General features: G+C 60.2%; 12 protein-coding genes. 6 read left to right on the forward strand and 6 right to left on the reverse strand.

The features are described 5' to 3' along the window. Positions 1 to 18: 18 nt before the first annotated feature. From rng to ACQUTG_RS00425, 5 genes are read right to left on the reverse strand one after another with little or no spacing between them, the layout of a single operon-like run. Complete coding sequence (gene rng, locus ACQUTG_RS00405; RefSeq protein ID WP_428917516.1) at positions 19 to 1,500, reverse strand: ribonuclease G; 1,482 nt, start codon at positions 1,498 to 1,500, stop codon at positions 19 to 21. Then, positions 1,497 to 2,099 carry a Maf family protein gene (locus ACQUTG_RS00410; RefSeq protein ID WP_428917517.1) on the reverse strand — a complete coding sequence of 201 codons (603 nt, stop codon included), beginning with the start codon at positions 2,097 to 2,099 and terminating at the stop codon, positions 1,497 to 1,499. The genes rng and ACQUTG_RS00410 overlap by 4 nt, the downstream gene beginning before the upstream one ends. 2 nt (positions 2,100 to 2,101) lie before the next feature. Beyond that, positions 2,102 to 2,581 carry a rod shape-determining protein MreD gene (mreD, locus tag ACQUTG_RS00415; RefSeq protein ID WP_428917518.1) on the reverse strand — a complete coding sequence of 160 codons (480 nt, stop codon included), beginning with the start codon at positions 2,579 to 2,581 and terminating at the stop codon, positions 2,102 to 2,104. After that, positions 2,581 to 3,447 (reverse strand): rod shape-determining protein MreC, encoded by an 867-nt coding sequence (gene mreC / locus ACQUTG_RS00420; RefSeq protein WP_428918432.1) that lies wholly within the window; start codon positions 3,445 to 3,447, stop codon positions 2,581 to 2,583. The genes mreD and mreC overlap by 1 nt, the downstream gene beginning before the upstream one ends. 29 nt (positions 3,448 to 3,476) lie before the next feature. Then, a complete protein-coding gene (locus ACQUTG_RS00425) occupies positions 3,477 to 4,517 on the reverse strand; it encodes a rod shape-determining protein (RefSeq protein ID WP_372987600.1) in 1,041 nt (346 codons plus the stop codon). 413 nt (positions 4,518 to 4,930) lie between these two features. Between ACQUTG_RS00425 and gatC the strand changes: the two genes are divergently transcribed. The 3 genes from gatC to gatB are packed head-to-tail and all read left to right on the forward strand — an operon-like array spanning position 4,931 to position 8,207. Next, positions 4,931 to 5,218 carry an Asp-tRNA(Asn)/Glu-tRNA(Gln) amidotransferase subunit GatC gene (gene gatC, locus ACQUTG_RS00430; RefSeq protein WP_410328330.1) on the forward strand — a complete coding sequence of 96 codons (288 nt, stop codon included), beginning with the start codon at positions 4,931 to 4,933 and terminating at the stop codon, positions 5,216 to 5,218. A gap of 57 nt (positions 5,219 to 5,275) precedes the next feature. Next, positions 5,276 to 6,733 carry an Asp-tRNA(Asn)/Glu-tRNA(Gln) amidotransferase subunit GatA gene (gene gatA / locus ACQUTG_RS00435; RefSeq protein ID WP_428917519.1) on the forward strand — a complete coding sequence of 486 codons (1,458 nt, stop codon included), beginning with the start codon at positions 5,276 to 5,278 and terminating at the stop codon, positions 6,731 to 6,733. Positions 6,734 to 6,755: 22 nt separating this feature from the next. Continuing rightward, a complete protein-coding gene (gene gatB / locus ACQUTG_RS00440) occupies positions 6,756 to 8,207 on the forward strand; it encodes an Asp-tRNA(Asn)/Glu-tRNA(Gln) amidotransferase subunit GatB (protein WP_428917520.1) in 1,452 nt (483 codons plus the stop codon). 384 nt (positions 8,208 to 8,591) lie between these two features. Here gatB and rimO read toward each other — a convergent pair whose 3' ends face one another. Beyond that, positions 8,592 to 9,932 (reverse strand): 30S ribosomal protein S12 methylthiotransferase RimO, encoded by a 1,341-nt coding sequence (gene rimO / locus ACQUTG_RS00445; protein WP_428917521.1) that lies wholly within the window; start codon positions 9,930 to 9,932, stop codon positions 8,592 to 8,594. 296 nt (positions 9,933 to 10,228) lie between these two features. Between rimO and ACQUTG_RS00450 the strand changes: the two genes are divergently transcribed. The 3 genes from ACQUTG_RS00450 to cysN all read left to right on the forward strand — a co-directional run bounded on the left by ACQUTG_RS00450 (position 10,229) and on the right by cysN (position 13,417). Next, positions 10,229 to 10,645 (forward strand): PilZ domain-containing protein, encoded by a 417-nt coding sequence (locus ACQUTG_RS00450; protein ID WP_428917522.1) that lies wholly within the window; start codon positions 10,229 to 10,231, stop codon positions 10,643 to 10,645. Positions 10,646 to 10,784: 139 nt separating this feature from the next. Next, entirely contained in the window at positions 10,785 to 11,699 is a 915-nt protein-coding gene (gene cysD, locus ACQUTG_RS00455) for a sulfate adenylyltransferase subunit CysD (protein ID WP_404932745.1), read from the forward strand. 59 nt (positions 11,700 to 11,758) lie between these two features. After that, on the forward strand, positions 11,759 to 13,417 hold the full coding sequence (cysN, locus tag ACQUTG_RS00460; RefSeq protein WP_428917523.1) for a sulfate adenylyltransferase subunit CysN: 1,659 nt from the start codon (positions 11,759 to 11,761) through the stop codon (positions 13,415 to 13,417). Positions 13,418 to 13,458: the final 41 nt, after the last annotated feature.

Raw genomic sequence — 13,458 nt, forward strand, 5'->3', positions numbered from 1 at the left:
CAGTAACCTGCGCGGGCATCAGAGCAACACAACATCGTACTGCTCCTGGCTGTAGAAAGGTTCCACCTGGAAGCGGATGGTCTTGGCGATGAAGGTCTCAAGGTCGGCCACATTGTCGGACTCTTCATCCAGCAACCGGTCCACCACCTTCTGGGATGCCATCACCAGGTAGCTCTCGGCATCATAGGCCCGGTTGACCCGCAGGATTTCCCGGAAGACCTCGTAGCAGACGGTCTCGGCGGTTTTCAGGAAGCCACGGCCGTCACACACCGGGCAGGGTTCGCACAGTACCTGACCCAGGCTCTCGGTGGTGCGTTTGCGGGTCATTTCCACCAGACCCAGTTCCGACACGCCGGTGATCTTGGTCTTGGCGTGGTCACGTTCCAGCATCTTTTCCAGCATTCGGTGGACCTGGCGCTGGTGCTCGGAATCCTCCATATCGATGAAGTCGATGATAATGATGCCGCCGAGGTTGCGCAGTCGCAGCTGACGGCTGATGGCCCGGGCTGCTTCCAGGTTGGTCTTGAAGATGGTTTCTTCCAGGTTCCGATGGCCGACGAAGGCGCCGGTGTTGATATCGATGGTGGTCATTGCCTCGGTCTGGTCAATGATGACATAACCGCCCGACTTCAGCTGAACCTTGCGGCTCAGGGCCTTCTGGATCTCATCTTCGACCGAATACAGATCGAAGATCGGACGTTCACCGGGGTAGTACTCCACCATGTCCGCGAACTCGGTAACGAATTCCTGCACGAACTCCATCACCCGCTGGTAGCTCTCCCGGCTGTCGATCCGGACCTTCTCGGTCTGGGGCCGGACCAGGTCGCGGATGGTGCGGATAAACAGCGGCAGATCCTGGTACACCACCGCCGGCGCCTGCACCTTGGCGATACGCTCCTGGATGGACTGGCTGAGCCGGTGCAGGTATTTCATGTCGCCGATCAGGTCCTCGGCCGGGGCTGCCTCGGCGGCGGTCCGGATGATGTAGCCGCCCTTCACATCGGTGCTTTCTGCGGATGCCTCCTCGAGCAGGGTCTTGAGACGCTCCCGCTCGTTGTCGTCCTCGATGCGCTGGGAGATACCGATATGACTGACGCCGGGCATGAACACCAGGTACCGGGACGGAATCGACAACTGGGTGGTGAGGCGGGCGCCCTTGGTGCCAATGGGATCCTTGGTCACCTGAACCACCAGGGACTGGCCTTCCCTCAGCAGGGTACGGATGTCCGGTACGGTTTTGGGGCCCTCGGTCAGATCATCGGCCCCTGACTGGCCGGTGATCACATCCGAGGCGTGGATAAAGGCGGCGCGTTCCAGGCCAATATCGACGAACGCGGCCTCCATGCCCGGCAGCACGCGGACGACCTTTCCCTTGTAGATGTTGCCCACGATGCCCTTACGGCTGGTGCGCTCTATGTAGGCCTCCTGCAACATGCCGTTTTCCACCAGGGCGACCCGGGTTTCCACCGGCGTAACGTTGATCAGGATTTCTTCACTCATTCTTGGCTCTCCAGACTGCTTGGCCAGTTCGTCCATACCGGGAAGCCGGCCTGGGCCAGAAGTTCGGCGGTCTGCTGCAACGGCAGTCCGACCACAGCGCTGTAACTTCCCCTCAGTTCCTTCACAAAAATACCACCAAGACCCTGGATTCCATAACTTCCGGCCTTGTCCATGGGCTCGCCGCTGGCAACATAGGCGTTGATCTCGTCCCCGCCAAGCTGGCGAAATTCCACATCGGTCACCACCAGACAGGACCGGCACTGCCCGCGATGTGCCAGCGCCACTGCGGTCATCACTTGATGGACCTCGCCCGAGAGCCGCGCCAGGGTGGCACAGGCGTCGGTCCGGTTTACCGGTTTACCCAGAATGTCACCACGGAGGACTACGGACGTATCGGATCCGATTACCAGTGCCTCCGGATGCTCCGCAGCCACCGCCAGGGCTTTCTCCCGGGCCAGGCGCTCGACGTAGGTTTCCGCCGACTCGGCGGGAACCGGGGTTTCGTCCACGTCCGCCGGCCGGGTTGTGAATGCCAGTCCAATCTGCTTCAGCAGCTCTGCCCGGCGTGGTGAGGCGGAGGCAAGAATCAGGTGTGACATCGCTAGCCCAGCTTACGGTTGATATTATCGAGGAGTACACACACCACTGGCCAGATCACCGCACTGGTGGCCGCCGGCCAGAGGTACCCGAACCCGGTATCCCCCTCGACGCCGAGTACCTGCTTGATGAAATGCACCAGCATCTGGTTGATACCCAGCAGCAGGAACACCATCAGGCATTGCTGCGGCATCGGGTACATACGCAGGCGTTGGTGGATGGTCAGCACCAGGAAAGCAATCAGGCCCATGGCCATGGCGTTCACACCCAGGGGCGTTGCCTCCAGCACATCCAGCAGCAGCCCCAGGAACCAGGCCAGCAGGATGCCGAACTGGGCCGGTGCCCGGAAAGTCCAGTAGAACACCACCAGGCCCAGCCACTCGGGCCGGAACTCGAACCAGCCGACGGGGAACAGGGAGATGCTCAACACCAGTGCCAGTAGCACCGAAAACGCAAAGACCGGATAACTGATTACCGACAACATCAGCTGTCCTCCCCGGATTCTGTCATCTGGCCAGCGGTTTCTTCCGGTTCGGCAGTTTCAGGCGGGAACACCGCCAGGACCAGGCGACTCTGATTCAGCTCCGCCTTGGGTGTCGCCTGGATGGATACGAAGGGTTCGCCCTGCTCCTTGGCGATCCGGGACACCTCGGCCACCGGGTAACCCCGGGGGAAGCGGCCACCGAGGCCGGAACTGACCAGCAGGTCGCCCTCGCGGATATCGGCGGTGTCCGGCACATGCACCAGTTCCAGCGCATTGGGGTCGCCGGTGCCCAACAGAACCGCCCGCAGGCCGTTACGGACCACTTCCACCGGCACGGCGTGGCTGCTGTCCGAGACCAGCAACACCCTGGAGGTAATCTGACTGGCCTGCACCACCTGCCCCATCAGACCGTGGGCATCAAGGATCGCCTGGCCCGGGCTGACGCCGTCGCTCAGGCCCTTGTTGATAATGACTTCGTGGGAAAAGGGATCGGGCGACACTCCGACCACCTCGCCGACAATGACACGGTCGTCCAGCACTTCCGAGGAGTTCATCAACCGGCGCAGCTCGTTATTCTCGGAAGCCAGTGCCGCATACTTGAGAGCGCGGCGTTCAAGAATAAGCAGGCGGGCGCGGAGGTCTTCGTTTTCCTGCTGCAGGTCTTCTTTGGAGACGAACAGACCGGAAAACCAGTCGCTGAATTCGTAGGGGGCGTTGCCGAGCCAGTACACGGGGGCAAGACCGGTGGCGAGGGTACTGCGCACCGGTGATAGCTTGTCAAAACGAGCGTCGGCAACGATTAACGCTGCCGACGCAAGAATGATCAGGAAGAGTCTGAACCCCGGGACAGGGCCCTGGACAAAGATGGTTTTAATGGCCAGTCCTCCCCACGGGCTTAGCCCTCCTGGGAGAACATTCCGATGCCACCGCGATCAATGACTTCCAGTGCCTTGCCGCCACCACGGGCGACACAGGTCAACGGGTCTTCGGCGATGATCACCGGCAGACCGGTCTCTTCACTGATGAGCTTGTCCAGGCCACGCAGCAGGGCACCACCACCGGTCAGCACGATGCCGCGCTCAGCGATATCGGAGGCCAGTTCGGGCGGCGACTGTTCCAGGGCGCTCTTGACGGTCTGGACGATCTGGGCCAGGGATTCCTGAAGGGCGTCGAGGATCTCTTCGCTGTTCAGGGTGAAGGCCCGGGGAACGCCTTCGGCCAGGTTGCGACCGCGCACGTCGATCTCGCGGACTTCCAGGCCTTCGTAGGCGCAGCCAATTTCGTGCTTGATGCGCTCGGCGGTGGAGTCACCGATGAGGCTGCCGTAGTTGCGACGCACGTAAGTGACGATGGCTTCGTCGAACTTGTCCCCACCGACCCGCACGGATTCGGCATAGACGATGCCGTTCAGGGAGATGATGGCGATCTCGGTAGTACCACCGCCGATGTCGACGATCATGGAACCACTGGCTTCCTCGACCGGCAGGCCGGCACCGATGGCGGCGGCCATGGGCTCTTCGATCAGGAACACTTCCCGGGCGCCGGCGCCGAGTGCGGATTCGCGGATGGCCTTGCGCTCCACCTGGGTGGATTTGCTGGGCACACACACGAGCACGCGCGGGCTCGGGGTGATGAAGCTGTTCTCGTGCACTTTGTGGATGAAGTGCTGGAGCATTTTTTCGGTGACGACGAAGTCGGCAATCACACCATCCTTCATGGGACGGATGGCGGTGATGTTGCCCGGAGTCCGGCCGAGCATACGCTTGGCTTCGGCACCGACGGCGGCGACCATTTTCTGGGAACCACTCGTGCGGATGGCAACCACGGATGGCTCGTTCAGGACGATACCCCGCTCTCGCACATATATAAGGGTGTTGGCGGTGCCCAGGTCGATGGACAGGTCGCTGGAGAAAATGCCTCGGAGTCTTTTGATCAACATTCGTGTAGTTTCAACCTGAGAGTTGCGGTTGCGAAAAGAATGCGGCAACTTTAGCAGTGAGCACCTACTCAGGCAAGGCGCCATCGGGGCCCTCGGCCTTACCATTGTCACATTTTCCGAATTGTTTCAGGCCCTCCCGCGATTGTTCGAATCTGTTACCATAGTCGATTGATTCTGACTTCGGTGAAAGGAGCCCTCAGAGCCTGGTGAAGGAATGGTTGGGGGACGGCTTTCCAAAACACGCTCCTTGCGGCACGTCCCTGTGACGCTTGGGCTCCGCCATCCATGGCTCCGCACAGTTTTGGAAAGCCGTCCCCCAACCATTCCCGGGCTTGTGAGTTGCCTTCAATCAGGAAGCACAGGCACCGACCCGATTTTTCATTAAATAATCTTCACAGACTGGAGGCCACGTGAGCATTTCCCGCGAGGACATTGAAAAAGTTGCCGTGCTCGCCCGCATCAAGGTGGACGACGAGCAGGTTTCGGCACTGGAAAAGGATCTGGGCAACATTCTGGATCTGGTGGATCAACTGAGTGCCGCGGATACCGATGCGGTGGAGCCGATGGCCCATCCATTGGATGCGGTGCAGCGGTTGCGGCCGGACGAGGTGACCGAGACCAATCAGCGGGAGGCGTTCCAGGCCATCGCGCCGGCGACCGAGGACGGTCTGTACCTGGTTCCGAAGGTTATTGAGTGAGCCCGGACGGGAATCAGTTTTCGGACCATCTGACGACCAGCGATTTCAGGATTTATCATGCATAACAAGTCTGTAGCAGAGCTTTCCCGCGAGCTGGAGAGCGGCAAGATTTCCAGTGTGGAGCTGACCCGGCAGTTCCTGGACCGTCTGAAGCAGGAAGACGGCAAGTACAACAGCTTTATTACCATCACCGAAGAACAGGCACTGGCCGAAGCCAAAGCAGCTGATGAGCTGCGGGCCGCCGGCAAGGCAACGGCCTGGACCGGTGTGCCTTTTGCCCATAAGGACATTTTCTGCACCAACGGGGTTCGTACCACCTGTGGTTCGAAGATGCTGGAGAATTTCGTGCCGCCTTACGATGCAACGGTGACCGAGAAGTTCCGGCAGGCCGGCGCCGTGTGTCTGGGCAAGACCAACATGGACGAGTTCGCCATGGGGTCTTCCAACGAGTCCAGCTATTTTGGAGTCGTGACCAATCCGTGGGGGCTGTCTTCCGGTGAGAAGCGGGTACCGGGTGGTTCGTCCGGTGGTTCGGCGGCGGCTGTAGCGGCGCGGCTGGTGCCGGCGGCGACGGCGACCGATACCGGTGGTTCGATCCGCCAGCCGGCGGCGCTGTGTGGTGTGACCGGACTGAAGCCGACCTATGGCCGGGTGTCCCGTTACGGCATGATTGCGTTTGCCTCGTCCCTGGATCAGGGCGGCACCATGGCGCGAACGGCCGAAGATAACGCTCTGATGCTGAACGTGATGGCGGGGTTTGATCCGAAGGATTCCACCTCGATCGATCGGGAGGTGCCGGATTACACCGCGACCCTGAACGAGCCCTTGAAAGGCCTGAAAATCGGCCTGCCGAAGGAATACTTCACCGATCAGCTGTCTCCGGCCATGGAGGAGCAGGTTCGCAACGCGGTGAAGGAATACGAGAAGCTGGGCGCGACGGTAAAGGAGGTGTCCCTGCCGAACGCGAAGCTGGCGATTGCGGCGTACTATGTGATCGCGCCGGCGGAGGCCTCCGCCAACCTGTCCCGGTTCGACGGGGTGCGTTACGGCTATCGCTGCGAGGATCCGAAGGATCTGATGGACATGTACACCCGGACCCGCGCCGAAGGTTTCGGGGCCGAGGTGAAGCGCCGGATTCTGGTGGGCACCTATGCCCTCTCCCACGGCTATTACGATGCCTATTACCTGCAGGCCCAGAAGGTCCGCCGCCTGATCCAGCAGGATTTCGCCAATGCCTTCAAGGAAGTGGATGTGCTGATGAGCCCCACCTCCCCCTCTCCGGCATTTATACAGGGTGAGAAGACCAACGATCCGGTCACCATGTACCTGGAGGACATCTTCACCATCGCCATCAACCTCGCGGGGCTGCCGGCCATGTCCGTGCCGGCCGGTTTTGTCGACGGCTTGCCGGTTGGCCTGCAGATCATCGGTGATTACTTTGCCGAAGCCCGGCTGCTGAATGCCGCCCACCAGTTCCAGCAGGTGACCGACTGGCACCAGCGTGAACCGAAATAAGCCCGAGAGAGGAGACGAACACATGCAGTGGGATATCGTGATCGGGCTGGAAATTCACGTTCAGCTCGCCACCAAAACCAAGATCTTTTCCGGCTCCAGCACCGCTTACGGTGCCGAGCCCAACACCCAGGCCAACGCGGTGGACCTGGCCATGCCGGGCACCCTGCCGGTACCGAACGAGAACGCCTTCCGCTATGCGGTGATGTTCGGTCTGGCCGTGAACGCGGAGATCGGCCGCCGTTCCATGTTCGAGCGGAAGAACTACTTCTACCCGGATCTGCCGAAGGGCTACCAGACCACCCAGCTGGAGCAGCCGATTGTTGGCCCGGGTTACGTCGACGTCGATCTGGCGAACGGTGAGACCAAGCGCGTGCGCATCCACCACGCCCACCTGGAAGAGGACGCCGGCAAATCCCTGCACGAGGACTACCACGGCATGTCCGGCATCGATTTGAACCGGGCCGGCACGCCGCTGATCGAGGTGGTCACCGAGCCGGATATGAACAGCGCCGAGGAAGCGGTGGCCTTTGCCCGCAAGCTGCACAGCATCGTGACCTCGCTGGGCATCTGCGACGGCGACATGTCCCAGGGCTCCATGCGCTTCGACGTCAACATCTCCCTGAAGCCCAGGGGCTCCGACCAGCTTGGCACCCGCACCGAGACCAAGAACCTGAACTCCTTCCGGTTCATGGAACAGGCCATCGCCCACGAGGTGGAGCGCCAGATGGACATCCTGGAGGACGGCGGCCGCATCATCCAGGAAACCCGCCTGTACAACGGCGACCGCGACGAGTCCCGCTCGATGCGGACCAAGGAAGAAGCCAACGACTACCGTTACTTCCCCTGCCCGGACCTGCTGCCGGTGGTGATCGATGACGACTTCATCGAAGATGCCCGCAGCCGCCTGCCGGAGCTGCCGGACGCCCGTAAGGCACGCTTCAAGGAACAGTATGGTCTGAACGACTACGACGCCGGCCTGCTGTCCGGTGACGCGAAGCTGGCCGCGTTCTTTGAAGAAACGGTTGAGCACGGCAAAGACGCGAAACTGGCGGCCAACTGGATCCAGGGCGAGTTTTCAGCCCGCCTGAAGGCGGAAGAAAAGTCTGTGGCCGAGTCACCGATTACCGGGGCTCAGCTGGGTGACCTGGTGGTCCGCATTGCCGATAACACGGTTTCCTCTGCCGGCGCCAAGAAGGTATTCGAGGCGCTGTGGACCGGCGAGAATGACAACGTGGATGCGATCATTGATGCCAAGGGGCTGAAGCAGGTGTCTGACACTGGTGCCCTGGAAGCCATGGTCGATGAGGTTCTGGCGGGTATGCCGGATCAGGTGGAGCAATACCAGAATGAGGAAGATCCCAAGAAGCGCAAGAAGATGCTTGGTGGCTTTATGGGGCCGTTGATGAAGGCCTCCAAGGGTCAGGGGAACCCGAAGCTCTTTAACGAGATTCTTGTTAAGAAGCTTGGGGGGTGACCCGTTGGCTCTGGGTCGTGGTTTCTTGCTGCGGCCTTAGCCTTCCGACCTCGGGGGAGGGCCTTGGCAGGAGGCTTCTCCCAAAAACCGCTACGAGCACGTCCATGTGCGCTTGTTTCAGGCCATCCTTGGCCTTCAACATTTTTGGGAGAAGCCTCCTGCCAAGGCCCCGGACAATCGCGAATATTTCTGACAATGCCGGCCTGACTATCCCCGTCGGTCAGATTAGCGCGGGTGGGGACGGCTTTCCAAAACTGTGCGGAGCCATGGATGGCGGAGCTCAAGCGTCACATGGACGTGCCGCAAGGAGCGTGTTTTGGAAAGCCGTCCCCACCCGTGCGAGAACTCCCAGCCCGAAAGGCTAGGAGCCCAAGTCAAACCCAATCACACAAGCCGACCCCATAGATCGTGCTCATCAGCATGCTCCACAACCGCCTGAACAATTTGACCCGGAGCGAGGTCAGTCTCGCCGTTAAGGTAAACCATGCCGTCAATCTCCGGCGCATCTGCCTTGGAACGACCGATGGCACCTTCCTCGTCCACTTCGTCGATGAGAACGTCGATGGTCTTGCCGATTTTGGCCTGCAGTCGCGCTGCTGAAATCTCGGCCTGCTTGGCCATGAAACGGGCCAGGCGCTCTTCTTTTACATCCTCGGGGACGGCACCTTCCAGTTCGTTGGCCCTGGCACCTTCCACCGGACTGTAGGTGAACGCGCCCACGCGATCGAGCTGGGCTTCGTCGAGCCAGTCCAGCAGATACTGGAAATCTTCCTCGGTTTCGCCCGGGAAGCCGACGATGAAGGTGGAGCGGATAGTCAGTTCCGGACAGATTTCCCGCCACTTCTTGATGCGCTCCAGGGTCTTGCTGTCATGGGCCGGGCGTTTCATGGCCTTGAGGACTTTCGGGCTGGCGTGCTGGAACGGGATGTCCAGGTACGGCAGGATCTTGCCTTCGGCCATCAGCGGGATGATGTCGTCCACGTGGGGGTACGGGTAGACATAATGAAGGCGAACCCAGACGCCCAATTCACCGAGGGCTTCGCACAGGGCCTGCATCCTGGTCTTCAGCGGCCTGCCCTGCCAGAAACCCGTGCGGTATTTGATGTCCACGCCGTAGGCGGAGGTGTCCTGGGAGATGACCAGCAACTCCTTCACGCCGGCATCCACCAGCCGCTTGGCCTCGTCCATCACGTCGCCGATCGGGCGGCTGACCAGGTCGCCGCGCATGGACGGAATAATGCAGAACGTACAGCGGTGGTTACAGCCCTCGGAAATTTTCAGGTAGGCGTAATGCCGCGGGGTCAGCTTGATGCCCTGGGGCGGAACCAGATCCACGAAAGGGTCGTGTTCTTTCTTCGGGGGCACGTACTGGTGCACAGCGCCGACGACTTCTTCGTAGGCATGGGGGCCTGAGACGGCCAGGACGCCCGGGTGGGTTTCGCGGATCTTGTCCGCTTCCACGCCCATACAGCCGGTGACGATAACCTTGCCGTTTTCGTTCATTGCCTCGCCGATGGCATCCAGGGATTCCTGCTTGGCTGCGTCGATGAATCCGCAGGTGTTTACGACCACGATGTCGGCGTCGTCATAGGTGGGCACCACATCGTAGCCATCCTGGCGAAGCTGGGTCAGGATGCGTTCGGAGTCCACCAGGGCCTTCGGGCAACCAAGGCTGATGAAGCCTACTTTGCCGCCAGTGGCGGCCGTTTCAGTTTTGTCGGTCATAGCGTTTACAGGAATTCCCGGAGCGGCATGTCGCTCCTGCAATGAATGAAAGCGCGTAGTTTACCCCAGCTCAGGACCAGACTGCAGCCCGTCCAGGTCGGTGGAAAATACGGACTGGGAGCCAAAACTTTGACGCCCTGACCGGAAAGACGTCACAAATCTGCCACATCAGGCGTCAGATATCTTGCTGTTCACATTTTAAACACATAGAATCATTAACACTTAAGTGTTTTTTCTGGAAGGATTTTATGGGAAAGGCAGCTTCTTTTCAGACCAGTCACGCCAGAAGAGTACGAATGAAAACAACAACGGCGAAACCCAACCTGCGCAACCAACAGCGCGTCGATGTCTCTGCGGACATCACCATCGAAAAGCCTGACGGCGAATGCCTGACCTGCGCTGTTGCCAACCTTTCACGCAGCGGGGTGATGATTTCCTGCAGCGAGAAAGCCGTCCAACAATTGATACCGGACCGGAAAGCTCCTGCTCCCGGTCACTGGATTCCAGTCAAGACGCGCTTTTCCGTTCCCGTTGTGCCCACTCAGCCGGTCTCTATTATTGCCGAAGGCAGCATCGTCAACATGCGCCGCGTTGCCCGGGACGAGTTCCATCTGGGAATTCAGTTCGCCGAATTCGAAGGCAACGGCTTCGACTACGTCGACCGTTATGTCTCGCAACTCCTGGCGGATCTTCGCAAGTCCGCCGGAGCCTGAGAGACACACTTTCAAGTGCGTTGAATACTGGCGAACGCTATATTTTTATAGCCTGAAATTCTAGCCAGACTCCTTCTTATGCCATTGCTGGCTCTGTTATAGTTGCAGAACGTAACTGCACAGCCCTCGCCAGCAATGGATGATCATGACCACATATAACCTCACGCACCTGAAACAGCTGGAAGCGGAAAGCATCCACATTATCCGGGAAGTGGCCGCCGAGTTTGATAACCCGGTGATGCTCTATTCCATCGGAAAAGACTCCGCCGTGATGCTGCATCTGGCCCGCAAAGCATTCTATCCGGGCAAGCCTCCCTTCCCTCTGATGCACGTCGACACCACCTGGAAATTCCGGGACATGATCGAGTTCCGGGATCGCAAGGTGAAGGAATACGGCCTGGATCTGATCGTGCACATCAACGAGGAAGGTGTGAAACAAGGCATCGGCCCGTTTACCCACGGCAGCGCCAAGCACACCGATGTGATGAAGACCCAGTCCCTGAAGCAGGCGCTGGACAAGTACAAGTTTGACGCCGCGTTCGGCGGTGCCCGCCGGGACGAGGAGAAATCCCGGGCCAAGGAGCGGGTGTATTCGTTCCGGGATGAGCATCACCGCTGGGATCCGAAGAACCAGCGCCCCGAGCTGTGGAATATCTACAACGGCAAGATCAACAAGGGCGAAAGCATCCGGGTGTTCCCGCTCTCCAACTGGACCGAGCTGGATATCTGGCAGTACATCTACCTCGAAAACATCGAGATCGTTCCCCTCTACTATGCCGCCAAACGCCCGGTGGTCGAGCGCGATGGCACCCTGATCATGGTGGACGACGACCGCATGCCCCTGAAGGAAGGCGAGGAGCCGATGATGAAATCGGTGCGCTTCCGCACCCTCGGCTGCTACCCGCTGACCGGTGCCATTGAATCCGAGGCGGACACCCTGCCGGAGATCATCCAGGAGATGCTGCTGGCCACCAGTTCCGAGCGCCAGGGCCGGGTGATTGACCATGACTCCGCGGGATCGATGGAGCAGAAGAAGCGCGAAGGTTATTTCTGAAATAGGGGTCAGATGAAAGCTTTCATCTGACCCCGACTTTACCCCAAAGGTTTCCAAGCATGTCTCACACCTCAGATCTCATCGCCGAAGACATCCAGGCTTATCTGAAACAGCACGAAAACAAGGAACTGCTGCGCCTGCTGACCTGCGGCAGCGTGGACGACGGCAAGAGCACCCTGATCGGGCGCCTGCTGCACGACACCAAGATGATCTACGAAGATCACATGGCCAGCCTGAAGAGCGACAGCGCCAAGATGGGCACCACCGGGGAAAAGCTGGACCTCGCCCTGCTGGTGGATGGCCTCCAGGCGGAGCGGGAACAGGGCATCACCATCGATGTCGCCTACCGCTATTTCTCCACCGACAAGCGCAAGTTCATCATCGCCGATACCCCGGGCCATGAGCAGTACACCCGCAACATGGCGACCGGTGCGTCTACCGCACAACTGGCCATCCTGATGATCGACGCCCGCTACGGTGTGCTGACCCAGACCCGCCGGCATTCCTACATTGCCTCCCTGCTGGGTATCCGGCACATAGTGGTCGCGGTGAACAAGATGGACCTGGTGGATTTCAGCGAAGAACGTTTCAATGAAATCAAGGACGACTACCTGGCTTTTGCGGCCAAGCTCGGCCTGAAGGACATCCGCTTCGTGCCGATTTCCGCCCTGGAAGGCGACAACGTGGTGAACAAGAGCGAGAACACCCCCTGGTTCACCGGCCAGCCTCTAATGGAAATCCTGGAAACCGTCGAGGTCTCCCGGGACAAGAACCTGGAGCATTTCCGCTTCCCGGTGCAGTACGTCAACCGCCCGGATCTCGATTTCCGGGGCTTTTGCGGCACCATTGCCTCCGGCGTTATCCGCCCCGGCGACAAGGTCATGGCCCTGCCTTCAAAACGCACCAGCGTGATCAAGGACATCGTCACGTTCGATGGCAGGCTCGAGGAAGCCCATATCGACCAGGCCGTGACCCTGACGCTCGAGGACGAGATCGACGTCAGCCGCGGGGACATGCTGGTGAAGGTGGAAGACGAGCCGGAAGTGTCCAACCGGTTCAACGCCAACATCGTCTGGATGACTGATGCTCCGCTGGAAACCGGGCGCCTGTACGACATCAAGCTCGGCCCCACGTTCACCTCCGGAACGGTCAAGAAGATCCACCACCAGACCGACGTGAACACCCTCGAGCAACAGGCCAGCCCGAGCCGCCTGGAGCTGAACGAGATCGGCCTGTGCGAACTGACCCTGAACCAGCCGATCGCATTTGATGCCTACCAGCGCAACCATGCCACCGGCAGCTTCATCGTTGTCGACCGGCTGACCAACGTGACTGTCGGAGCGGGCATGATCGCCGGCCTGGCGGACGGCTCCGAATCCCTGGACCCGGTGACCGCAGAAGAGCGCGCACGCCGCCTGGCCCAGAAGCCGGTCATTATTGCCTGCAACGGCAAGCAGGCACCGGCGCTGGCGCTCGCGGTCGAGCGCGCCCTGTTCGACCAGGGCAAGACTGCTGTGGTGCTGAGCGAAGAGAATGCCGGAGACGCCGACGAACGCCGCCGGACGGCGCAATTGCTGACCGCTCATGGGCTGGTTGCAATTGCCGTGAACCTGGGGACTGACATTGCCAATGCGGCGGTGAGTGCCGAGTCTGCGGAGGAGATTCCGGGGGCGGTGCAGGAACTGGTACAGGGCCTGGTTCGGAGTAAGCGGATCTGAAAGTGGGGTCTGACCCCAAGTTCACGCCACCCCCACCGCTT

It is taken from the genome of Marinobacter sp. DUT-1, from assembly GCF_050379415.1.
Lineage (GTDB): Bacteria > Pseudomonadota > Gammaproteobacteria > Pseudomonadales > Oleiphilaceae > Marinobacter.